The following is a 22,038-nucleotide window of genomic DNA, read 5'->3' on the forward strand; positions in this document are numbered from 1 at the left end:
AGTATTATCCGACTCATCAATTATTTGATCTTAATTAAAATACGTTGAACGTAATGAATAATACGATACCTGTTTTCGAAGCTGATTCAAAGCCTCTCGAGGCCACGGAACTGGACGCCAAGGCCCAGGCAGCGATTGCCGGCTTCGTGGCCGCAGGAACGGCGCCGAACACCTTGCGCAGTTACAAGTCGGCGGTAGCGTACTGGGAGGGCTGGCTGCGACTGCGCTACGGCCGCGGCTTCCACGACAGTCCGGTACCGGAGCACATGGCAATGCAGTTCGTACTCGATCATCTGGCGCGGCCGAGCGAGGGCCAATGGCTGCATCTTCTTCCACCGGTAGTGGACCAAGCCCTTGTACAGGCGGGGGTCAAGGCCAGACCCGGCCCCCTGGCCCACAACACGGTGCGCCATCGCCTGGCGGTACTTGGCAAATGGCATCAACTCAAGGGCTGGCCGAGCCCGACCGAAGGCGCCGCGCTGAGGACACTGCTGCGCGATGCCCATAAGGCCCAGGTGCGCAATGGCCGTGAAGTACGCAAGAAAACCGCTGTGGCTCGCGAACCGCTGCAAGCGATGCTCGCCACCTGCACCGACGGCGTGCGCGGCATTCGCGACCGCGCCCTGTTGCTATTGGCCTGGAGCGGCGGTGGCCGTCGACGCTCGGAGGTGGTGGGATTGCAAGTGACCGATGTGCGTCGCCTGGACGAAAGCACCTGGCTCTACGCGCTCGGCGTGACCAAGACAGACACGGGCGGGCGGCGTCGGGAGAAACCCTTGGCGGGCCCCGCCGCCAGTGCATTGGCCGCCTGGCTGGCGGCGGCGCCGGCTGAGACCGGCCCCCTGTTTCGGCGGGTCTACAAAGGTGGCCGAGTGGGCAGCGCCGGCCTGTCGGCGGACCAGGTAGCGCGCATTGTGCAGCGCCGCGCCCGGCTGGCCGGGCTCGTTGGCGACTGGGCAGCCCATAGCTTGCGTTCGGGCTTCGTTACCGAGGCGGGTCGTCAGGGCGTACCGCTTGGCGAAGTGATGGCAATGACTGAGCACCGCAGCGTCAATACGGTGATGAGCTATTTCCAGGCCGGCAGCCTCTTGCGCAGCCGCGCGCTGGGACTGCTGGATGACCCGGCCCCAGAGGAAAAGAGCCGAACCGGACCCGGCAGTGCCAGTGAGTGACTGGTCTTTCTACGCCCTGATAGGACATCGTATAACCTGTGCTAGTGTTGGGTGGCTTATAAAAACAACAGCAGAGGTTACCAATGCATGACTCCGTAGATGCCCCTTCGCTCCCGCAGGAAAGCTCGCGCCGTCGTTTCCTGAAGCACACCCTGGCGGTGGCGGCAGCCAGCGCAGGGGCTGGGCTGCTTCCTCGCAATGCGGACGCCGCCGAAGCGCTGAGCCAACGTTATCCTGACCCGCTGATCGAGATCCTGGACAACAGCTTCATGGCCTATCGGGTCTTCAACGCCGGCGTCGAGCGCCTGGCAAGCGGACTGCATTGGCCTGAAGGCCCGGTCTGGTCTGGCGATGGCAGATACCTTCTGTTCAGCGATGTACCGAACAACCGCATCATGCGCTGGGATGAGATCAGCGATTCCTTGGGGGTATACCGATACAACTCGAACTTTTCCAACGGCCTCACCCGGGACCTCCAGGGACGCCTTATCGTATGCGAGGGCAGCACCACCAGTAGCGAAGGTCGCCGCGTCACTCGCACAGAACCGGATGGCAGCACTACCGTCCTGGCGGAGCGGTTCGAGGGCAAGCGCTTCAACTCCCCCAACGACGTGGTGGTCAAGCGGGACGGATCTATCTGGTTCACCGACCCACCCTTCCAGACCGGCAACAACTATGAAGGCCACAAGATCACACCTGAACTGCCGGATGCGGTGTATCGCATCGATGGCCAGACACTTGAAGTGACCCGGGTGATTGAAAACTTCTCCGGCCCCAACGGTCTGTGTTTCTCGCCGGATGAGAAAACCCTTTATGTGGTCGAAGGGCGGGCCAAGCCCAACCGACTGGTATGGGCCTACGCCGTCAACCCGGACGGCACGCTGGGCGATCGTCGCAAGCACATCGAAGGGCTGGACTACGGCGCGCTTGACGGGCTCAAGTGCGACGAAGACGGCAATTTGTGGTGCGGCTGGGGTAGCACGGGCGCGCGCGAAGCCAAGCCCGAGCAACTTGACGGGGTACGCGTATTCAATCCGCAAGGCAAGGCCATCGGGCATATCCACTTGCCCGAACGTTGCCCGAATCTCTGTTTTGGCGGCGCTGCCGGCAATCGGTTGTTCATGACAAGCTCGCATTCGTTGTATGCGCTCTATGTCAATACGCGGGATGCCACCTTCGGGCAACGGCGCTGAGGCAGCGCGGCAACGTTTTCTGACGATTGGATCACTAAAACCGGGCCTCGCCTAAAGAACTCCTGTGCCTGCCGATAGCCTGGCCATGCACAGGAGTGACACTTTGATGTTCAACAAACACCTCAAGCGACAGCTGCAAGACCAGGCCGTCGAATTGGCGCAGCTGCGTCAACTCAAAGACGGTATGCGCGCCGGCATGATCGCCGTGACCCTGGACGCGGAATTTCGCATGATCACTTTCAACGAGCGTTTCACACGCGCCCTGGGATATACCGCCGACCGTCTGCAAGATCGGCTCATGGCCGAGATCGTTCCGCCCTATGTGAAGAACCTGCCTTGCTATCACAACTTCCGTACGGCTGTGGCCAAGGGTGAAATGGTCGCCGACGACTACCGCTTCCTGCGCGCTGATGGCAGCCTCGCCTGGCTGCGTTTCCAGTGGCAGCCGGTACGCGACTCCCATGGCAAGCTCTTGCACGTGGAAGGCTACGGCACTGACGTCAGCGCCGAGCAGGAGCGCAACAAGGAAAACGCCGCGTTCATTGATGCACTGTTGCGCTCGACCGCGGTGATCGAGTTCCATACCGACGGTACTGTGGTCACCGCCAATGATCAATTCCTGCGCACCATGGGCTATACCGTCGAGCAGATACGCGGCAAGCACCACCAGGTCTTCTGCTTCTCCGATGAAGTGACATCCCCTGACTACCAGGCGTTCTGGGCGAAGCTCAATCGTGGAGAGTTCGTCTCCGGACGTTTTCGCCGAATGGACAGCCGAGGCAAAGAGGTCTGGCTGGAGGCCACCTACAACCCGGTCTATGACACCCAGGATCGCCTCTGCAAGGTGGTCAAGTTCGCGACCCTGATCACTGACCAGGTCACTCGTGAAGTCGAAGTGCGTGACGCGGCCGCCGTAGCCCATGACATTTCGCGGCGCACGGACGTCAGCGCGCGCCAGGGGGCCAGCGTAGTCAGCGAGACCGTCGCTACCATGGAGCGCATTTCCTCGGACCTGCGCGATGCCACCGAAGTCATGGGCGCCATCGGCAAACAATCCGTGGCCATTACCACGATCGTGCAGACCATCGGCGGTATCGCCGCGCAAACCAACCTGCTGGCACTCAATGCCGCCATCGAAGCGGCCCGGGCCGGGGAACAGGGGCGGGGCTTCGCCGTGGTGGCTGACGAGGTCAGGCAGCTGGCCGGCCGTACCAGCGCCGCCACGGAAGAGATCGTGACGGTGGTACAGCAGAACCAGAAACTGGTGGATGAAGCCATCCGCAGTATGGGGGTGAGCAACGAGCAAGCCGTCCAGGGCCTGACCCTGGCCACCCAGGCCGGGGAGGTGATCGTCGACATTCAGGACGGCGCGCGCCAGGTGCTGGACGCCGTCAACCGTTTCGCCCAGGAACTGAAGTAGCGCCAGCGCCGTTACGGCGCCACGCGCTCCAGCACAACGGACGTTTCCTGCCGAGTGTAACCCTGGTAGCGTCCCCCAGGGATCGGGCTGAGAAACAACAGGGCCCGCCCTTCACCGTCGACCAGCGCCAGGCCGTCTGGCTTGCTCCGCCATCGAGCCACGCCCGCGCGCCCCGAGGCCTTGGCCTCACATCCAGCCGGATCGCCGACAGCCGAGCCATCACCGGCCAGATGCAACATGCACGCCTGCCCCTGCTGCTCCAGCACCATGCGCCAAGTGCCCACGATCGTCGTAACACTGGCCGGCGCGAGGCTGCTGGCCCACGCGCCGGTCATGCCCAGCGGGACCAGCATGATCACCCTGGTTGCCCAGGCGCGGATGCCATCAGACCAGGAAGTCACTGCTATGAGCTTCCCCAAGGATCTTGATGACAAAATCGGCCGTATGGTCGCCATTGAAATCCACTGACAGCCGGGTCCCATAACTGGCATCGCGCAGCACCGCCGCCCCGGCGGCCCCGTCCAGGGTGTTGCTGAAATGGATCGGACTACCATCGACAGCTGAAAGGCCGGAGAGGTCGATGCGGTCTTCCCCGCTGGTAAAGTCCATCAGACGGTCTGCCGATGCCGCCGTGGAGTCGGACTGAGCGAAGTAGACGAAGACATCCGCACCCGCGCCACCCCAGAGCTTATCCGCGCCGCCCTCGCCGGCCAGCAGGTCGTTGCCGGCATTACCCGTCAGTGTATTGCTCACGTCATTGCCGATCAGGTAGTCATTGCCCGCCCCACCGATCGCCCTTTCGAGCGTCACCCCCTGGGCGATGGAGACGTTGCCCACCAGCCCGCCCACGTCCGAGAAGCTTGCAGCGTGAAGGTCGATGCGCTGGTTCATGCTGTAGCCAGAGAAGTCCAGGGTATCCACCCCGCCGCTATCCCAGACCGAGAAGATCAATTCGCTTGACGCCGAGGTGGCCGTGCTTTCCGCGCGGTTGCTGTTCGAGTTGAAGCCGTAGACGGTGCCTCCGCTACGGGTGTTTTCGTTCGCCCCATACAAGCGCTGGATGGCGGCAATGTCGTCCATCAGCGGGGCTGAAGCATAGGCGCCTGCAAAGTCCTGCCCGGTATTGGATTCATCCCAGTAGCTCATGACGCTGTAGGCGCGGGAATCCTCGGCATAGGCCGCGTCATCCCGGTAACTGAGGATGCCGTTCCAAGCGTTGTAATCGCCCGGATGCCCCAGGCCAAGGCTATGCCCGATTTCGTGAACCAGCGTCTGTCCGCCGTAGTTGTTGAGTCCGGCCTGGGCGTTGTACTGATACTGGTCGCTGACCCAGTACCAGGACTCGCCGTCCCGGGCGCCATTGGTGGGATAGTAGGCGAAGGCGGCCTCGCCGCTGGACACCGAATAGCTGGCCAGGGACAAATGCCCCTCGCCACCGCTGGCAGCCTGGGTGAAGGTGATGTTCGCCACGTCGGCCCAGGAACGCATCGCCAGCTTCGCCTGGGCCTGTTGCTGAGCATTGAAGGCAATGAATTCGCCCAGGTGAGTATCGAAGTTGGCGGGTTGTACCTGGGTGAAGCTGTAGGTAAGGGTTACCGTACCGTCAGCGTTCGTGTCCTTGAAGCGGTAGCCGAAGCGGTCTATCTGGGCCGCGGCCTCGTCCACGGTATAGGAAGGATGCCCCTGGTTCGTGCCCGAGCCCCGGTCATAGGAATGGCTGAACTCATCGAGGCGCTGATACGCCTTGCTTGGCAGGGAAAGATCAACAGCGGCAGCGGCAAGCTCAAGGTCGGACATCGAGGTAACCCTACTTTAATGAAAACGGCTTGTCCGGCGGCGATCTGCGCCCCCACCGGTATATTCAAGCTGGCACAGCCGGTGACTGGCCGCCATGCTTACGGCCGAGTTTGCCATGGCAGGCGACGAAAGGCCCGGCCTTTGCCTGGCCCTACCGCTCAGGGTTGGCGCTTGCAGCTTGTCCGGGCCTCCTGAGCGACTAACCTGATGCAGGAAAGAACGCAGACAAGGCCCACTTATGATAGACCGAGCCCAACCATTTCCTCGTAGCGCCTTCAGTTACTGGCAGCCCGTTCAGACACGCTGGGCGGACAACGACTGCTACGGACACGTCAACAATGTCGTTTACTACAGCTGGTTCGACAGCGCGGTGAACCGCCTGTTGCTCGAGCGCGGCCTGCTAGGGCCGGACGCTGAATGGGTAGGCCTTGTGGTGCATACCCACTGTGACTACTTCGCCTCGGTGGCTTTCCCACAGGAGTTGGAGATCGGATTGCGCGTGGGCAGCCTGGGCACGAGCAGCGTTCGCTACCAGCTGGGGGTTTTCGTTCAAGGAAGCGATCAGCCGGCCGCCCAGGGAGAGTTCATTCATGTGTACGTGGATGCAGGCGCCCGACGACCGCTTGCCGGCCTGCCCGCGCCATTGCGCCATGCCTTGCTCCCATTGCTGAAGCCCGAGGAACAATAGCGAGCCCTATTGTCCGACAATATGTAGTGCATGAAAAATATCACTACAAAATCGTTGACGGCGCGCCTGGGCTTTTGCATAGTTAGGCCGTCTCCCTGATCGGGAGAGCAGGTTTACGACTCTGTGCCTGTCCGGCGAGCCGCCGGGCTGTTCCTGATGTACCTGCCCACAAGGCAGAATGATTCGGCTGATGCATCGCGCCCGCATCCGGGCACGGGCATTGGCGCATGTTCGAACTCTTGTGGGCCCTTCTGCCTTTGCCCCGTTCGCCGTTCGAGCCGCGTCAAGCCCTGCGCCCGCGATGTACGTGTAGTGTCATTGACCGCTTGCTACATCAGGTTCAAACCACCCACCAGACAGACCAACGAGCGGTCAAGGGACTATGAATATGAATCTGAACCACGAACCTACCATCGATCAGCTGGCCCAGTTGCTGGCCAGGCGCAAAGACCGCAACGACAGCCATATCCTCTGGGTCTGCGAGTCCGGCCAGGTCCATGTGGAAGGCCTGTCGCCTCATGCTGGCGAGGCGGACTTCGAGACCAAGCGCCCCAGCATGCGGGCGCGGTTGCGGACCTACAGACGCGGCCTGGGCTACGTGGGGCGCAAGGCCGCGGCGGACCGAGAGTTCGTCAGTCGGGTATTGCACACCCTCAAGCAGGAATGGCAGACCGCCAGGCAAGCAAACGGGGTACATCTGATCGATCGCTACTACTAGCCAGCCACCCCTGCTTCACCGCGCCGGCCGGTGCCTGTCGAACACCAGGCGCCGGCCGGCCATCCATCCCTGGCCGATTCGCTTTTCTCCATGCCACGGCTAGCCGACGGCCCGTTTACCCTGCACAATGACCGGGCCATCGCCGCTACCATGGAAAGGAGTCCGGCATGCACCTGGCCAAACTCGCCCTCCCTGCCCGACGAATGACTCACGCCTGGCCTTGTGAACTGGCCACGCTCGGCACGGAGGCTACACTGAACTCACGAACGGCCCTTGCCTCGAATGGAGAAGCACCCATAGGAGGCAACACGATGAAATTGAAAGATCTGGCAGGCCAGGTAAAGGCCGGTACCGTGCAGGAACTGAACCTGGTCTCGGTCGAAGGAGGCTCCTACACCCTCCATGCCGTGGTCGATGGCGCATCCCAGCGGATACTCAACGACAAGGACGACACGGTCCATGTAGCCTCTGTGGATGAAGCCCGCAAGCTGCTGATGGACGTTCCCGACCAGGTCGAACTCTACGTGGTTCAGCCGGCCGTGTATGACGAAATGGTAGGCCAGGACAGCGGGCCGACCGACTCCCGGGAACGCATCCCGCTAAAGCACAGTCACTGAAGCCTATGGACGTACGCGCGGCGCAAGGGATTCGGGATCAGCTCCTGGCGGAGAATGCCACGCTGCGCGCGGAAGTCAGCGCGCTCAAGGGTGATGTGTTCGATGCCAGCCAGATCGGCTTCTGTATCATCGAAGTCAGCTTCGATCACAGGGGGCAGGCCAGTGACTACCGTTTTCTCAGCGTCAACCGCGCGTTCGAAGCCCATACCGGCCTGACTCAGGCCGAAGGTCGCTGGATGCGAGACCTGGTACCGGACCATGATGCCCATTGGTTCGAGATGTATGGCAGGGTGGCCCTTACTGGCGAGCCCGCGCAATTCGAAAACGAAGCCAGGGCCATGGGGCGCCATTTCATGGTCCAGGCAGCCCGTATCGGTGAACCCTCGCAGCATCGGGTCGCCATCCTCTTTACCGACATCACCAAGCGGCGCCTCGCCGAGCAGGCCCTGGAGCAGAGCGAGCGCCACTGGCGTGGCCTGTTCGAACACTTCGACGAGGCCTTCGCCCTGGCCGAAGTCATCCGTGATGACGCCGGCCAGGCCATCGACTGGCGTTTCCTGGACGTGAACCCGGCTTGCTGCGCCTTGCTCGGCCGTCCAGCGGAGGGCGTGCGCGCCCGTACCCTGCGCGAACTGTTCCCGAACCTGGCGCCAGGCTGGATCGCCGACGCGGCACGGGTAGCTGAAAGCGGGCAGTCGCGCCCTTTCATCCGCCCCCTCGATGATGTGCGCCGCTGGTATGAAGGCCGCCTCCATCCGCTCCCTGGGGACCGCTTCATGGTGATCTTCCAGGACGTCAGCGAACTGCGCCGCGCGGCTCAGCGGCGAGAAGGGCTGCTGCATCTGAGCGACCAGCTCCGTGGCCTCGACGAACCGGATGACATCGCCGCCGTGGCCGCCGAGATCCTGGGCAATGTGCTGGAGGCGAGCCGCGCCGGCTACTGCCTGATATCCGCCGAGTCCGGCACGGTGGACGTGCAGCGGGACTGGTCCAGCGATGGGCGCCCGTCCCTGGTCGGCCCGCATAACCTGCATGACCTGGGCACCTACGTCGATGAGCTGATGACGGGCAAGTCGATCGCGGTCACGGATGTCCTGGATGACTCGCGCATCCCCTACCCCGATCGTTTCGAACGCTACCAGACGCGGGCCTTCCTCAATGTGCCGCTGATGGAGGATGCGCGCCTGGTGGCCTTGATGTTCGCCGACAGCGCCCACCCGCGAAGCTGGAGCCAGGAAGACATCGAATTCACCCGCGAGCTGGGCGAACGTACCCGCACCGCCATCGAACGGCGCCGGGCCGAACACCAGTTGCAACAACTCAATGCGCGGCTCGAACAACTGGTGGCCGAGCGCACACGGGAGCTGCTGCGCTCGGAAGAGCAGTTGCGGCAGTCACAGAAGATGGAAGCGGTGGGCCAGCTCACCGGCGGCATCGCCCACGACTTCAACAACCTGCTGACGGGAATCTCCGGCAGCCTCGAACTGCTGCAAAGCCGCATCGCCCAGGGTCGCACCCAGGATCTGGACCGTTACATCAATGCCGCGCAGGGCGCCAGCCGACGGGCCGCCGCGCTGACACACCGGCTTCTGGCGTTTTCCCGCCGACAAACGCTGGCGCCCAAGACGACCCAGGTCAATCGCCTGGTCAAGGGCATGGAAGAACTGATCTCTCGGACGATGGGGCCGTCGGTGAGCATCATCAGCGACCTGAGCACTGACTTGTGGAACGTGCTGATCGACCCCCACCAGTTGGAAAACGCGCTGCTCAACCTGTGCATCAACGCGCGAGACGCGATGCCCGACGGCGGCACCCTGACCATCAGCAGCCGCAACCGCAGCATCGATGAGCGTGGCGCCCAGACCTTCGACCTGGAGGCCGGAGAATACGTGGCCCTGGCGGTATCGGACACCGGCACGGGCATGGCCCCCGAAGTGGCGGCCAAGGCCTTCGAGCCCTTTTTCACTACCAAGCCCATCGGCATGGGCACAGGCTTGGGCCTATCGATGATTTACGGGTTCATTCGACAGTCCGGCGGACAGGCGCGCATCCACTCCCAGCCGGGTCGCGGCTGCGTCGTAACCTTATATCTACCGCGCCATAGCGGGCAGGTCCAGGAGGTTCCTACGCTGCCCATGGGCGCACCGCCGCGGGCCGAAGTCGGCGAAACCGTGCTGATCGTCGATGACGAACCCACTGTGCGCATCATGATCACCGAGGTACTGGAGGACCTGGGCTACCAGGCGGTGGAAGCCGCGGACGGCCGCTCGGGTCTGCAGATTCTCAATTCGAGCCTGAAGATCGACCTGCTGATCACCGACGTGGGCTTGCCGGGCGGCATGAACGGCCGGCAGATGGCCGATGCCGCCCGGGTAAGACGGCCCGACCTGAAGGTTCTGTTCATCACCGGCTATGCTGAGTCCAGCGTCTTCGAGAACGGCAATCCCCAGGACGGCATGCATGTGCTCACCAAGCCGTTCTCCGTGGACAGTCTGGCCCGACGCATCCGTAGCCTGATCGCCTCTTGACGCCGAGGAACATGCACAAGCCCGGGCCGCTGGCAGGCCAGCGACCCGACGCCGGACGGTCCGGAGCTGATCAGGCCGTATGGTCCGTCTCGGCCGCCACGCCCAGCAGCTGCACTTGCGCAGTGGTGTCGGACGACGCGAAGACGAACTGGTCGTCGCTCAGGATGTGGCTGTAGTCCCCGACCAGGGTCACCTGAAACTTGTGACCATCGGCGTCCGCTTCGCTGCTGCGGACATAGGTCCGGTCGCTGCTGGCGTTGTAGGTGACCTTGAGCGTGCCATCGGTTCCATCCCCCAGCCCAGTGAAGCCCAGCGCCGAAACGTCGAGCAGGTCCCGCTGCACGGAAAAGTCGGTGATCAGGTCCGCGGAGCCGGCATAGCTATCGCCAACGCTGTCGAAGCGGAACGTATCGGCGCCCGAACCACCCGTGAGGCGATCGCTGCCCGCCCCACCCACCAGCAGGTCGTCACCAACGCTGCCGCCAAGGGTGTCGTTGCCCGCCAGCCCATACAGGCTGTCATCGCCCCAGTCCCCATAGAGGGTATCGGCGGTGGACGTGCCACTCAGGTCAAGATGAGGAATCGGTTGCGAGCTGTCTGTCTGGGTGCTGTCCGGGTTAGCGAACAGGACGTTGGTCGCGGTAAGGTCGTACAGGTGATTGCCCTTGAGCAGGATCTCGAAACGGTTGCCATTGGCGTCCGGCTCCAGGGACTTGAGCGCGGTATAGTCACCAGCCAGGTTCAGGACCACCTTGAGCGTACCGTCAAAACCGTTGCCCAAACCGGTGAAGCCCAGGGCGGTGAGGTCAATGCGGTCGTGGCCGTTGCTGTTGAAGTCGACGATAAGGTCGCGCTGCGCATAGCTGCCACTGGCATCGTTGCGGTAGCTGTCGCTCAGACTGGTGTAGACGAAGGTATCCGCTCCGGAGCCGCCGGTGAGGGTGTCGCCGCCGCTGCCGCCCAGCAAGCGATCGGCGCCGCCATCACCGGAGAGCGAATCGCGACCCGCCGCGCCGGCCAGCGTATCGTCGGCGGTGGTGCCCACCAGGGTATCATTGTGGGCGGTGCCCGTAGTGAGGCTGAAGAAGTTGTCCGCCCCCAGGGTAGCCAGGTGATTGCCGCTCAAGGCGAGTTGGAAGCGATTGCCGTCAGCATCGGCATCCAGGCTGGAGAGATAGGTCGTATCGGTCTTGGCGTTATAAGTGACCTTGAGCGTCCCATTGTGACCATCGCCAAGCCCGGTCAGGCCCAGGGCAGTCAGATCCAGCCGATCACGGGCATCGTCGAAATCGCTGATGCGGTCGATGTAAGAGGTGTTGCCGGCCCGGTAGCTGTCACTGACCTGGCTGAAGCGGAACACGTCGCTACCGCTACCGCCGGTGAGCTGATCGGCCCCCGCGCCGCCGCTGATCACATCATCACCGGCCGCCCCGTTGATACGGTCGTTGCCATCACCGCCGGAAATGAGTTCGGCCGAACGGCTTCCGTTCAGGGCATCGGCACCCGCGCTGCCTCGTAGAATCAGCACATCGCTATTGTTGGTGACCTGGCTCTCGCTACCGACCGCGTTGATGTCGCCCGCCTGGGCCCCGTTGATCACGTTGCCGAAGATCAGGCTGCCATCCACTCCGGCGCTGTTGGAAGGGATCTCGGCCACGCCCCAGGTCGCGTTGGCCCCGCCGGTGATGATGTTGTCGTAGACGAAGTTCTGGCTGCCATTGGTCGTGCCCTGGCTGCGGATGGCCACTTCCGCGGTGGCCCCGGCCTGGGCATTGTCATGGATGATGTTGTCGGCGACTTCCACATGAGTCGTCCCCTGCAGGTCTACCCCGGAACCGCCGTTGTCGTGGATCTCCATGCGATAGACGCCGCCATACTCGATGCCGCGCACACGCACCCCATCACCGCCATTTTCCGACACGCTGCCGCCGATGACACTGAAGTAGCCGGTGTCCACGCCATTTTCGTTATGGACGTAGATGCCGTCGGCGCCATTGCCCGAAGCATTGTTGTCGGCAAGGGACAGCGCTTCGCTGCCCAGCACGACGTTGATCCCGTTGCGTTCGTTGTTCAGCGCCTGGTTGTCCTGGAACGTCAGCGCCGGCAGCGACCCGCCCAGGGAAAACCCGTCCAGGCCGTTGTCACTGGCGGTACTGTTACGCACGGTGAGGTTGACCGCCGCGCTGGACAGGTCGAAGCCGTTGCCACTGAAACCAGTGGCGGTTACCCCGTCGAGCACCAGGTTGGTCACGCTGTTGGCGCCACTTTGCGACCAGCCACTGACCTGCCCGCCGCCATCGGCCTGGCTGCCGTCGAGGGTCAGGTTGCTGACCTGGGCATCGCGAAGGGTGGCGCCCGCCGCTACGCCGAGCAGAGAGGTGGTATCGCCATCCGCGCTGTCGGCCAGCTTGAGGACGGTTTCTCCGGCACCGTCCCCGCTCAGCGTCACGTTGCTCTTCAGGGCCAGGGCATTGCCGGAACCGTCACTGTCAGATACCACCCAGGTGCCACTGGGTACGTAGACCTTCCCCCCACCGGCGGCCGCGGCGGCGTTGATGGCTTTCTGGATTGCCGCGGTGTCGTCGGTAGTGCCATCGCCCTTGGCGCCATAGTCACGGATATCGAATACGTCGGTCATGCAGTGCTCCTGTCAAGGTACTGAAGTCGAAGCGCGGTCGGCTGGGCGTCGCGGTTTCGGATTCACGAAACCATCTGACCAAGCGCTGCCTCTATAGTTGGATAAGCATAGGCCACATCCGACAAAACGAAGTCTGAATGCCGTCCCTGCGCCCTGTTATGATGACGCAGCCCGAGGTTTCACTCCTTCCTGCTCGCTCAATACGGACTTTCGCTTCGATGATCCAAGACCCTGCTGTGGCCGCCGCCACAGGTAGCATCGAATTCCTCAACGCCGGGGCCGAGCTCGGCCGACTGATCCGCGATCATGACTGGACAGCCAGCGGCCTGGGCCCGCTGGAACAGTGGCCGCAAAGCCTCAAAAGCATCACGGCGCTGTTGCTGGCCTCCCCGGTACCCATGGTGCTGTTGTGGGGGCCCAAGGGCATCATGATCTACAACGATGCCTACTCGGGCTTCGCCGGCGGTCGTCATCCCTGGCTGCTGGGCACCGCTGTACGCGAGGGCTGGCGGGAAGTGGCCGATTTCAACGATAACGTCATGCGTCAGGGCCTGGCCGGCAGGACACTGGCCTACAAGGATCAGGAACTCACCCTGCACCGCAACGGCCGCCCCGAGCAGGTATGGATGGACCTGGACTATTCGCCGGTCTATGACGAAAGCGGACAACCGGCCGGGGTGATCGCCATCGTGGTGGAAACCACTCAGCGGGTATTGTTCCGGCGCAACCTGCAGCACAGCGAAGAACGGCTGCGTGCGTTGGTGAACGCCACCTCGGACGTGACCTACCGACTGTCGCCCGACTGGCGCGAAATGCGGCAGCTCGATGGCCAGGGCTCGCTCCAGGATGTGAGCGAGCCGAACCGGGACTGGTTGCACACCTATATCGAGCCTTCGGCTCGGCCCCGGGTGCAAATGACCATCGAGCACTGCATCCGCACCAAGACCAGCTTCAATCTCGAGCATCCCGTCCGCCGCCCGGATGGCAGCCTCGGCTGGTTCCATTCTCGTGCGGTACCGCTGTTCGATGACCAGGGCGAGATCATCGAATGGTTCGGCGCGGCCACGGATATCAGCGCGCGCCGTGAGGCCGAGGAGACCCTGCGGGCCAATGAGGCCCGGCTGCGCTTTCTCGACGCCCTGGCCAAGGAATCCATGCGCAGCGACGATGCCGACGTGATCATGGCGATCACCACACGCATGCTTGGCGAGCATCTGCGCATCTCTGTCTGCGCCTATGCCGACATGGACCCCGACCAGGATGGCTTCACCATACGCGGCAACTGGCATGCGCAGGGAAGCGCCAGCATCGTCGGCCATTACCGCCTGGCCAGCTTTGGCAAGCTCGCCGTCAAGAACCTGCGCGCCGGCCTGCCGTTGATCCTTGAGGACAACGCGGCCCAGTTGCCTCCGGAGGAAGCCGAGGCATTCCTCAGCATCGGCCTGGGCGCCACCATCTGCATGCCGCTGGTCAAGGAAGGTCGGCTGATCGCGCTGATGGCCATCCACGACCGCCAGCCGCGGCAATGGTCGTCTCAGGAACTGAGCCTGCTTTCCGAAGTGACGGAACGCTCTTGGGCGCACATCGAGCGCGGTCGCGCTGAAGCCCAGCGGCGCGCGGGCGAAGAGCGTTTCCGGCAGGATCTGGAAGCGCGGGTAGCCGAGCGGACCGAAGCCCTGCGAATCAGCGAAGCCAACATCCGGCGAACCGAGCAGGCGCTGCACCAGGCGCAGAAGATGGAAGCCCTGGGCAACCTCACCGGCGGTATCGCCCATGACTTCAACAATCTGCTCATGGCGGTGCTGGGAAGCCTGGAGCTGTTGCGCCGCCGCCTGCCCGACGATCCTGCCTTGGCCCGCTTGCTGAACAACGCCAAGGCTGGCGCCGAAAGGGGCGCCGCCCTCATTGCTCGAATGCTGGCCTTCGCCCGGCGCCAGGAGTTGCGCGCCGAGGCCGTGGAGCTGGGCCAGCTGGTGGCCGGAATGGCCGAATTGCTCCAGCGCTCCCTGGGCCCCACCGTGGAGTTGGAGACAACCTTCGACGCGCTCCCGGCCTGGGTACGCACCGATTCCAACCAGCTGGAAGCAGCCCTGCTCAACCTGGCGGTCAATGCCCGGGATGCCATGGGCGGCCAGGGTAAGATCAGCATCCGTGCGCGAGCCCAGCGCATAGTGGTTGCAGAGGGCCCGCTGGCGGCCGGGGACTACTGGTGCCTGTGCGTGTCCGATACGGGCGAGGGCATGGACGAGCAGACGCTCAAGCGCGCCATCGAGCCCTTCTTCACTACCAAGGGTATCGGCAAGGGTACCGGGCTGGGCTTGTCCATGGTGCTCGGGCTGGCCGAGCAATGCGGGGGCACCCTGCGCCTGCATAGCCAGCATGGAGTCGGTACCACCGCGGAAATATGGCTGCCGGCCAGCCAGCCGCCTGAGCCCAACCCCTCGCTGGGGCAGGTTGAGGACGACCCCGAGGGCGACAGGTTCGCGCGTAGCCTGCGCATCCTTACGGTCGACGACGACGAGCTGGTGCTGACCAACACCGTGGAAATGCTCAAGGAGCATGGCCACCAGGTGCAGCCGGCGGCTTCGGCCCGTGAAGCCCTGGCGCTCATGGAGCAATCCGAGTACGACCTGCTGATCACCGACCATGCCATGCCGCACATGACCGGCGCGCAACTGGCGGCCAAGGTGCGAGAGCAGCGCCCTGACATGCCGATGATCCTGATTTCGGGCTACGCCGACGTGGCCCCTGGCCAGACCCCGGACATTCCAAGAGTGGCAAAGCCATTCTCCCAGGCGCGCCTGATGGAAGCAGTCACTGAAGTGATGCGAAGGGCATGACCCTAAAGGTGCGCCTCGGACAGCGAGGTGATTTCGGTGGGAGCTAGCGCCAGCTAGCGAAAAGGCCTTCTGATCGAGCACAATTCGTCAGCTGCGCTGACTCCCACCCGGTAAACCGAACCCATTTGTCGGACACCTCGTAGCCGACACATGGAGCCCGGCCCAGCCTTCAGCGCTGCTTTAGCCGGTCGATGATCACGGCCAGCAGCAGGATGGTGCCGCGGATCACATACTGATAGAAGGTATCGATGTTCTTCAGGTTCATGGCGTTCTCGATGATGGCCAGAATCAGCACTCCGGCGATCACGTGGCGCATCATGCCGATACCACCAGCCAGGGACACCCCGCCCAGCACGCAAGCGGAGATCACCGTCAGCTCGAAGCCCTGCCCGATCATGGGCTGGCCCGAGGTCATCCGCGATGCCAGCACCACCCCAGCCAGGGCGCCGATCAGCCCATGCACGGCGAAAATCACGATCTTGGTGCGGTCCACCGCCACGCCAGCCAGGCGAGCCGCCTCCTGGTTGCCGCCTATGGCCATGGTATTGCGTCCGTAGGTGGTGTAGTTCAATAGCCAGCCGAAGAACAGGAAGCACACCAGGGTGATCACGATGGGCACCGGCACCCCGAACAGCTGCCCGTTGCCGAACACGAAGAAGTTCTCTTCCATTACTCCCACGGCCTTGCCGTTGGAGAAGATATAGGCCAGGCCGCGCACGATCTGCATGGTCGCCAATGTGGTGATCAAGGCGTTTATCCGCAGCTTGGCGATCACGATTCCATTGATCAGGCCCACAATCAGACCCATGCCCAGGGCCGCGCCCACGCCATAAGCCACGCTGCCTGTGTCACGCATGACCACGGCGGCGATCACCCCGGCGCAGGCGATGACCGACCCCACGGAAAGGTCGAAATGCCCCGAGGCCAGGCAGAACAGCATGGTGCAGGCCGCGATCCCTGTGGTCGAAATCGCCAACCCTAGCCCGCGCATATTCAAGGGCGAAAGGAAGTTGTCGATGAAGATGGCGGAGCCGGCGAAGATCGCTACGGCAGCCAGGAGCATGACCCAGTCATCCAGAAAGCGGCGCATGTTCAGGCGGTGGCTGGATATCAAAGGGGTCTGGGGTACGCTAGCCATGGTTCACCTCTTGTTCTGAAGCCGCGCGGGCACCGGGCAGGGCCAACTGCAGCAGGCGGGACTCATTGATCTGTTCACGCGGGAGTTCGCCGGTGATGGCGCCTTCGCACATCACCACCACGCGGTCGGAAATGCCGATCACTTCCATCAGGTCGCTGGAGACCACAATGACCGCCACCCCGCTGGCCGCCAGGTTGTGGATGATCTGATAGATCTCCGACTTGGCGCCGATGTCGATGCCCCGAGTGGGTTCGTCGAGCAGGAGGACGTTCATGGGCAGCGAGAGCCAGCGGCCGAGAATCGCCTTTTGCTGGTTGCCGCCGGAGAGATACAGGATCGCCTGGTCTGCCGATGGCGTTTTCACGTTGAGCGCTCGAATCTGCCGCTCGGCATTGTCCCGCTCCCAGCGGCCGCGCAGCAGCCAGCCCATACGGGAATGGCGCGGCCGGGCCCCGATATTGATGTTCTCGCCAACGCTGGCCAGCGGCACGATGCCTTCCTTCTTGCGATCTTCAGGGCAAAGAAGGATGCCGGCCTGGATCGCGTCACGGGGTGTAGCCAGGCGCAGCGCCTTACCGTCCAGGCTCAGGCTGCCAGCGCTGGCAGGGGTAAGCCCGCTGATCAGGCGCAGCAGTTCGGTGCGCCCCGCCCCGACCAGTCCGAAGAAGCCCAGCACTTCGCCGCGGTGAGCCTGGAAGCTCGCCGGCTGGCGGACCCCCGGGCCGAGCAAGCCATTGACCGCCAGCGCTACATCGCCTCGCGGCCGCGGTCGGTAGTTGTAGATATCCTGGATGTCCCGGCCGACCATGCAGGTAACCAGCTTGTCGTGGCTGAGCACAGACATGTCTTCGAAGGTCTGGACATGGCGGCCGTCCTTGAACACTGTCACCGCGTCACAGATACGGAAAATCTCCTCCATCCGGTGAGATACGTACAGGACCACCCTGCCCTCGTCCCGCAGCCGACCGATGATGCCCATCAGGCGGTCGATCTCCCGGGCCGACAGGCTACTGGTAGGCTCGTCGAAGGCGATCACCCGGGCATCGTGAGATAACGCCTTGGCGATTTCCACCAGCTGCCGCTGACCAAGGGACAGATCCCCCAGGCGGGTTTCGGGATGGATTTCCTCGGCCAGCCCCTGCAGGAGGGCCTGAGCGCGCTGACGCATGGCGCGGCGGTTGACGATGCCCAGGCGAGCCGGGAAGTGCCCCAGGAGCAGGTTCTCCGCCACGCTCATCTCCGGCACCAGGTGCAGTTCCTGGTGGATCACTGCGATGCCGCTGGCCAGGCTGTCGGCGGCGTTGCGGAATTTCAGGCCACGCTTGCCCAGGCGCAGCTCGCCCTCGGAGGGGATATAGGCACCGCCAAGGATCTTCAGCAGCGTGGATTTTCCAGCGCCGTTCTCCCCCATCAGGGCATGCACCTGGCCGGGCCAGGCGGTGAAGTTGATGTCCGCCAGGGCGCGCACGCCCGGGAACTGTTTGCCGATGCCCTTGAAGGAAAGCGCTTGAGCGGGCATGGCCTGGGTAGCGGTCGACAACATGGGAAAGCTCCTCGTCACCCGGGTCAGTTCCACAGGCCGATCTTCTCAAGCTCTTGCTTGAAGTTGGCTCGGGTAATGAGGGTCACTTCGTCCATGGCGGTGTATTTTGGCGGCTCCTTGCCCGTGGTGACCCATTCGAAGACCATGGTGGCGGTTCGCTCGCCCTCGATGTGAGGGCTGGGAAGCATCGAGCCGAAGAAGCCGCTTTCCGGCTTTTTCAGCTCGCCGATCGCATCGGTACCGTTGATGCCGATGCCGATGACATTGGCCGCCTTGAAGCCAGCGCTCTCGGTGGCTCGCACACCACCAAGCACCGTGTTGTCGTTCATGCCGCCGATGATGAGGTTCTTGGCCGCCGACGGCAGCTTGACCAGGGCCGAGTTGGTGGCGTCCATGCTGCCCGGAACGTCGAGGGTCTTCTGAGGCGCGAAGACGATATGGTCTTCCGGCATCCCCGCCTTCCTGAGCGCGTCCACCGAACCGTCGGTGCGCTTCTTGCCGGTGTCGAGCTCGTTGTAGGTATTGATTACCGCATAGGTATCCTTCCAGTCCCAGCCACGATTCTTGGCCTCGGTGGCCATGGCCGCGCCCTGCTTCTGGCCAACCTCAAAGGCCGCCATGCCAAGGTAAGGCACCTCTTCCATGAAGTTGCCCTTGGCATCCACGAAGCGATCGTCCACTGCCATGACCTTCAGGTCATTGGCCTTGGCCTTGGCTACGATGGCCGGGCCAAGAGACACGTCCGGCGCGCAGATCACGAAACCCTTGGCGCCGTTGGCCGCGAGGCTATCGATGGCCGCCAGGGTTTTTTCGCCATCAGGCACGGCGATCTTGAGCAGGGTAAAACCCTTATCCTTCGCCGCCTTCTCGGCGAACGCCCACTCGGTCTGGAACCAGGGCTCCTCGGGTTGCTTGACCAGGAAGCCGATCTTCACCGGATCGGCGGCGAGAGCCTGTCCAGCCCAGGACAGCGCCGTTGCGGTTGCCACCGCCCCACAGAACACACGAAACCCTTTGATCAAAGGCATGGCTTACTCCTTGTTCTTGTTAGAAAAGCCGAGCGGCATGGGTGTTGACCCAGCACCGCGTTCAGTCAAGCACAGCCCGTTGGGCCATATGTAACGAAGTGTCACACCTGCGATTGCTCCGGGATCAACCCTTGAATCGATGACCTGGCTGGCCGCTAACTTCCAACCGACTCGAGAGCACCGCGCCGTCCAGAGGGCCGGCGGCCTGGCCAGGCCGGGCCGAGGTGACGTAGAGGGTGCGCAGGTCCGGGCCGCCGAATACGCAGCTGGTCGGGTGGCTCACGGGCAAGGCGATGCGCTGCTCGATACGCCCCTCGGGGTCGTAGCGCAGCAGGCAGCCACCACCCCAGCGGGCGTTCCACAGATAGCCTTCGGCATCCAGGGCAGAGCCATCAGGCACGCCGGGGCCTGGCTCGGCCCAGGTTTCCCGCGTGCCTGGCAAGCCATCGACATCCAGCGCATAGCGCCACAACTGGCCGGCCTTGCTGTCGGCGCTGTAGAGATAACGACCATCATCACTCCACGCCAGCGTGTTGGGAATGCCGAGTCCCTCCAGAACGGGCATGGCCTTGTTGCCTTCCAGCAGGAACAGGCTACCGCTGTCTCGCTCCACGGGGAGGTCTTCACCGGCGGGGCCGATATTGTTCTGCATGGTGCCTAGCCAGAGCCTGCCACGCTTATCACAACGGCTCTCGTTGGCGCGATTGCCGGGCATGCGGTCCGGCTGGCTGAACAAGCTCAGTCGGGGATGGTCTGTGGGTGAGGCAAGGTCCAGGCGGTATACACCCGAGGCCAGGGTCACCAGGGCGTCGCCCTGGTCGGTTGGAATGAAGGCCGACACCGGCTCGACCAGGTGCCACTGCGCCAGGCCGCGGGTGTCGAGCCGACAGGCCAGCATGCCGGCGATGTCGACGAAATACAGGGCTGCTGTGGAAGAGTCCCAGAAGGGCCCTTCGGCCAGCGTGTAGCGCTGGGGCGAAACAGGCTGCCACTGCATGGCGCCTCCGCTTATCGTTGTTGTCGGTGTTCGCGCTGCCAAAGGTTGGCAAGTGCAGGCATTAAATAATATTACTATTTACAGTTCAAGCCCTACGATGAGCAGATATTGGCCTGCCAAAGCCGACTTGATGTTCGAATTGGTATGACTATATTCAAGGGGCCGCGCTGTCGGCCACCCTTCGGACATAACAACAACCCCAACGGAGAACGTCCATGAAACCCTTCCTTGCGCAAGCTGCCAGCCTCGCCCTCGCCATGGGTCTGGGGGCGGGCAGTGCCCAGGCCTCCGGCCTGACCCGGGAACACGCCAGCTTCGCTACCCTCGAAGACGGTACCGCTGTTGAACGCTATGTGTTGCGCAATAGTCATGGCATGGAGGCCAGCATCCTTACCTATGGCGCCACCTTGCAGTCCCTGCTGGTACCGGATCGCGCAGGCCAGGTCGCGGACGTGGTCCTGGGCTTCGATGACATGAAGGGCTATCAGGCCCACGGCGACGTGTACTTCGGGGCCACCATCGGCCGCTTCGGCAACCGCCTGGCGAAGGGCCAGTTCAGCCTGGACGGAAAGCAGTACCAGGTGCCGGTGAACGATGGTCCGAATGCGCTGCATGGCGGCCCGAAGGGCTTCGACAAGCATATGTGGAAAGCTCGCGGCACCGATGAAAAGGGCTGGGTGGGAGTCACCCTGAGCTACCGCTCCGTCGATGGGGAAATGGGCTTTCCTGGCAACCTCAACGTGGAGGTGGAATACAGCCTCAACGATGACAATGTACTGCGCATCCGCTACAAGGCGACCACCGACCGAAGCACTGTTCTCAACCTGACCAACCACAGCTACTTCAACCTGGCGGGCGCTGGCGAAGGGGACATTCTCAATCAGGTCGCCACGGTCCGCGCCGCGCGCTATACCCCCATAGACGCTACCCTGATCCCCACCGGCGAGCTGGCCCCGGTCACAGGCACCGCGCTGGACTTCAATCGCCCCACGGCGTTCGGCAAGCATATCCGCGATGACCATCCGCAATTGAAATTCGCCGAGCCCAAGCAAGGCGGCTTCGACTTCAACTGGGTGCTCGACAGCGCGGGCGACCTTAGCAAGCTCGCTGCCGAGGTAGTGGACCCAGGTTCCGGGCGCCGCTTGCAGCTGTACACCACCGAGCCGGGCGTACAGCTGTACACCGGCAACTTCCTGACCGGCTTCACCGGCAAGCAAGGCAAGACCTACCCGCACTGGGGGGCCTTTACCCTGGAGACCCAGCACTATCCCGACTCACCGAACCAGCCGAACTTCCCGAGCACGCGGCTGGACCCGGGGCAGACCTACACCCAGACCACGCTGTTCCGCTTCAGCGCGCAGTGAAAGACAACGCCGGGCGTATCCAGGACTGCATCCTGGAATTACTGGCCCAGCGAGCGCCTGAGGCGTCCATCTGTCCCTCCGAGGTCGCCCGCCGTCTGGCGGGCGACGACGGCCCATGGCGAGACTGGATGGCGCCGGTACGCCACATTGCCCAGGATCTCGCCGTGTCGGGGTTAATTGAAATCACCCAGGGCGCAGCGGTTCTACCACCGCAGGGTCCTTACCGAGGCCCTGTAAGACTACGCCGCGGCGCCAACTTTGCGGCCCAGGCACATTCCCAACAGGAATCCCATCCATTCAAAACATGAATTTCCTTTATAAAGGCTAGGCAGTAAGGTTCATGGACACTTCAAGCTG

Annotated in this window: 16 protein-coding genes and 2 pseudogenes; 11 read left to right on the forward strand and 7 right to left on the reverse strand. The window is 63.2% G+C overall.

Annotated features, from left to right (window positions below; all coding sequences use genetic code 11):
- Positions 1 to 53 precede the first annotated feature (53 nt).
- From ACP691_RS08530 to ACP691_RS08545, 4 genes and pseudogenes are all read left to right on the forward strand, one after another.
- Positions 54 to 1,172, forward strand: a complete 1,119-nt coding sequence (locus ACP691_RS08530) for a site-specific integrase (protein WP_426199402.1) — start codon at positions 54 to 56, stop codon at positions 1,170 to 1,172.
- Between the two features lie 83 nt (positions 1,173 to 1,255).
- Complete coding sequence (locus ACP691_RS08535; protein ID WP_426199404.1) at positions 1,256 to 2,365, forward strand: SMP-30/gluconolactonase/LRE family protein; 1,110 nt, start codon at positions 1,256 to 1,258, stop codon at positions 2,363 to 2,365.
- Between the two features lie 106 nt (positions 2,366 to 2,471).
- Positions 2,472 to 3,242: pseudogene (locus ACP691_RS08540) on the forward strand (PAS domain-containing protein); the annotation flags it as partial.
- A 105-nt stretch (positions 3,243 to 3,347) separates the two neighbouring features.
- Positions 3,348 to 3,785, forward strand: a pseudogene (locus tag ACP691_RS08545) (methyl-accepting chemotaxis protein); the annotation flags it as partial.
- Between the two features lie 11 nt (positions 3,786 to 3,796).
- On the opposite strand, the gene ACP691_RS08550 reads toward ACP691_RS08545, so the two are convergent.
- Complete coding sequence (locus tag ACP691_RS08550) at positions 3,797 to 4,186, reverse strand: AprI/Inh family metalloprotease inhibitor (protein ID WP_426199406.1); 390 nt, start codon at positions 4,184 to 4,186, stop codon at positions 3,797 to 3,799.
- Positions 4,170 to 5,582 (reverse strand): serralysin family metalloprotease, encoded by a 1,413-nt coding sequence (locus tag ACP691_RS08555; protein WP_426199408.1) that lies wholly within the window; start codon positions 5,580 to 5,582, stop codon positions 4,170 to 4,172. The genes ACP691_RS08550 and ACP691_RS08555 overlap by 17 nt, the downstream gene beginning before the upstream one ends.
- Positions 5,583 to 5,820: 238 nt before the next feature.
- Here ACP691_RS08555 and ACP691_RS08560 point away from each other — a divergent pair, with 238 nt between their 5' ends.
- From ACP691_RS08560 to ACP691_RS08575, 4 genes are all read left to right on the forward strand, one after another.
- Positions 5,821 to 6,270 carry an acyl-CoA thioesterase gene (locus ACP691_RS08560; protein ID WP_426199410.1) on the forward strand — a complete coding sequence of 150 codons (450 nt, stop codon included), beginning with the start codon at positions 5,821 to 5,823 and terminating at the stop codon, positions 6,268 to 6,270.
- A gap of 388 nt (positions 6,271 to 6,658) precedes the next feature.
- Positions 6,659 to 6,988, forward strand: coding sequence for a hypothetical protein (locus tag ACP691_RS08565; protein ID WP_426199411.1), 330 nt, complete (start codon positions 6,659 to 6,661; stop codon positions 6,986 to 6,988).
- A gap of 311 nt (positions 6,989 to 7,299) precedes the next feature.
- The gene (locus ACP691_RS08570) at positions 7,300 to 7,605 is read left to right on the forward strand and encodes a DUF6482 family protein (RefSeq protein WP_426199413.1); all 306 of its coding nucleotides are present in this window, start codon (positions 7,300 to 7,302) and stop codon (positions 7,603 to 7,605) included.
- A gap of 5 nt (positions 7,606 to 7,610) precedes the next feature.
- Positions 7,611 to 10,133: a response regulator gene (locus tag ACP691_RS08575; RefSeq protein WP_426199415.1), complete on the forward strand. Its 2,523-nt coding sequence runs from the start codon at positions 7,611 to 7,613 to the stop codon at positions 10,131 to 10,133.
- A 70-nt stretch (positions 10,134 to 10,203) separates the two neighbouring features.
- Here ACP691_RS08575 and ACP691_RS08580 read toward each other — a convergent pair whose 3' ends face one another.
- Positions 10,204 to 12,771: a glycosyl hydrolase family 28-related protein gene (locus ACP691_RS08580; RefSeq protein WP_426199417.1), complete on the reverse strand. Its 2,568-nt coding sequence runs from the start codon at positions 12,769 to 12,771 to the stop codon at positions 10,204 to 10,206.
- Positions 12,772 to 12,989: 218 nt separating this feature from the next.
- Here ACP691_RS08580 and ACP691_RS08585 point away from each other — a divergent pair, with 218 nt between their 5' ends.
- On the forward strand, positions 12,990 to 15,611 hold the full coding sequence (locus tag ACP691_RS08585) for an ATP-binding protein (RefSeq protein ID WP_426199418.1): 2,622 nt from the start codon (positions 12,990 to 12,992) through the stop codon (positions 15,609 to 15,611).
- A 169-nt stretch (positions 15,612 to 15,780) separates the two neighbouring features.
- Here ACP691_RS08585 and araH read toward each other — a convergent pair whose 3' ends face one another.
- The 4 genes from araH to ACP691_RS08605 all read right to left on the reverse strand — a co-directional run bounded on the left by araH (position 15,781) and on the right by ACP691_RS08605 (position 20,317).
- A complete protein-coding gene (araH, locus tag ACP691_RS08590) occupies positions 15,781 to 16,749 on the reverse strand; it encodes an L-arabinose ABC transporter permease AraH (RefSeq protein ID WP_426199420.1) in 969 nt (322 codons plus the stop codon).
- Entirely contained in the window at positions 16,742 to 18,268 is a 1,527-nt protein-coding gene (gene araG / locus ACP691_RS08595) for an L-arabinose ABC transporter ATP-binding protein AraG (protein ID WP_426199654.1), read from the reverse strand. The genes araH and araG overlap by 8 nt, the downstream gene beginning before the upstream one ends.
- A 47-nt stretch (positions 18,269 to 18,315) precedes the next feature.
- Positions 18,316 to 19,320 (reverse strand): substrate-binding domain-containing protein, encoded by a 1,005-nt coding sequence (locus ACP691_RS08600; RefSeq protein ID WP_426199421.1) that lies wholly within the window; start codon positions 19,318 to 19,320, stop codon positions 18,316 to 18,318.
- A gap of 124 nt (positions 19,321 to 19,444) precedes the next feature.
- Entirely contained in the window at positions 19,445 to 20,317 is an 873-nt protein-coding gene (locus tag ACP691_RS08605) for an SMP-30/gluconolactonase/LRE family protein (protein ID WP_426199423.1), read from the reverse strand.
- 257 nt (positions 20,318 to 20,574) lie between these two features.
- On the opposite strand from ACP691_RS08605, the gene ACP691_RS08610 reads away from it, so the two are divergent.
- A complete protein-coding gene (locus ACP691_RS08610; protein WP_426199656.1) occupies positions 20,575 to 21,681 on the forward strand; it encodes an aldose epimerase family protein in 1,107 nt (368 codons plus the stop codon).
- Positions 21,678 to 21,989, forward strand: a complete 312-nt coding sequence (locus ACP691_RS08615) for a DUF3253 domain-containing protein (protein ID WP_426199425.1) — start codon at positions 21,678 to 21,680, stop codon at positions 21,987 to 21,989. The genes ACP691_RS08610 and ACP691_RS08615 overlap by 4 nt, the downstream gene beginning before the upstream one ends.
- Positions 21,990 to 22,038 lie beyond the last annotated feature (49 nt).

Source organism: Pseudomonas sp. DC3200b2 (genome assembly GCF_049895785.1).
Taxonomy (GTDB): Bacteria; Pseudomonadota; Gammaproteobacteria; order Pseudomonadales; family Pseudomonadaceae; genus Aquipseudomonas; species Aquipseudomonas massiliensis.

What these genes read in the sequence shown, in the direction of transcription:
- ACP691_RS08530 (WP_426199402.1), top strand. Translation starts at nt 54, where the DNA reads ATGAATAATACGATACCTGTTTTCGAAGCTGATTCAAAGCCTCTCGAG.
- ACP691_RS08535 (WP_426199404.1), top strand. Translation starts at nt 1,256, where the DNA reads ATGCATGACTCCGTAGATGCCCCTTCGCTCCCGCAGGAAAGCTCGCGC.
- ACP691_RS08555 (WP_426199408.1), bottom strand. Translation starts at nt 5,582, where the DNA reads ATGTCCGACCTTGAGCTTGCCGCTGCCGCTGTTGATCTTTCCCTGCCA.
- ACP691_RS08560 (WP_426199410.1), top strand. Translation starts at nt 5,821, where the DNA reads ATGATAGACCGAGCCCAACCATTTCCTCGTAGCGCCTTCAGTTACTGG.
- ACP691_RS08565 (WP_426199411.1), top strand. Translation starts at nt 6,659, where the DNA reads ATGAATCTGAACCACGAACCTACCATCGATCAGCTGGCCCAGTTGCTG.
- ACP691_RS08570 (WP_426199413.1), top strand. Translation starts at nt 7,300, where the DNA reads ATGAAATTGAAAGATCTGGCAGGCCAGGTAAAGGCCGGTACCGTGCAG.
- ACP691_RS08575 (WP_426199415.1), top strand. Translation starts at nt 7,611, where the DNA reads ATGGACGTACGCGCGGCGCAAGGGATTCGGGATCAGCTCCTGGCGGAG.
- ACP691_RS08580 (WP_426199417.1), bottom strand. Translation starts at nt 12,771, where the DNA reads ATGACCGACGTATTCGATATCCGTGACTATGGCGCCAAGGGCGATGGC.
- ACP691_RS08585 (WP_426199418.1), top strand. Translation starts at nt 12,990, where the DNA reads ATGATCCAAGACCCTGCTGTGGCCGCCGCCACAGGTAGCATCGAATTC.
- araH (WP_426199420.1), bottom strand. Translation starts at nt 16,749, where the DNA reads ATGGCTAGCGTACCCCAGACCCCTTTGATATCCAGCCACCGCCTGAAC.
- araG (WP_426199654.1), bottom strand. Translation starts at nt 18,268, where the DNA reads ATGCCCGCTCAAGCGCTTTCCTTCAAGGGCATCGGCAAACAGTTCCCG.
- ACP691_RS08600 (WP_426199421.1), bottom strand. Translation starts at nt 19,320, where the DNA reads ATGCCTTTGATCAAAGGGTTTCGTGTGTTCTGTGGGGCGGTGGCAACC.
- ACP691_RS08605 (WP_426199423.1), bottom strand. Translation starts at nt 20,317, where the DNA reads ATGCAGTGGCAGCCTGTTTCGCCCCAGCGCTACACGCTGGCCGAAGGG.
- ACP691_RS08610 (WP_426199656.1), top strand. Translation starts at nt 20,575, where the DNA reads ATGGGTCTGGGGGCGGGCAGTGCCCAGGCCTCCGGCCTGACCCGGGAA.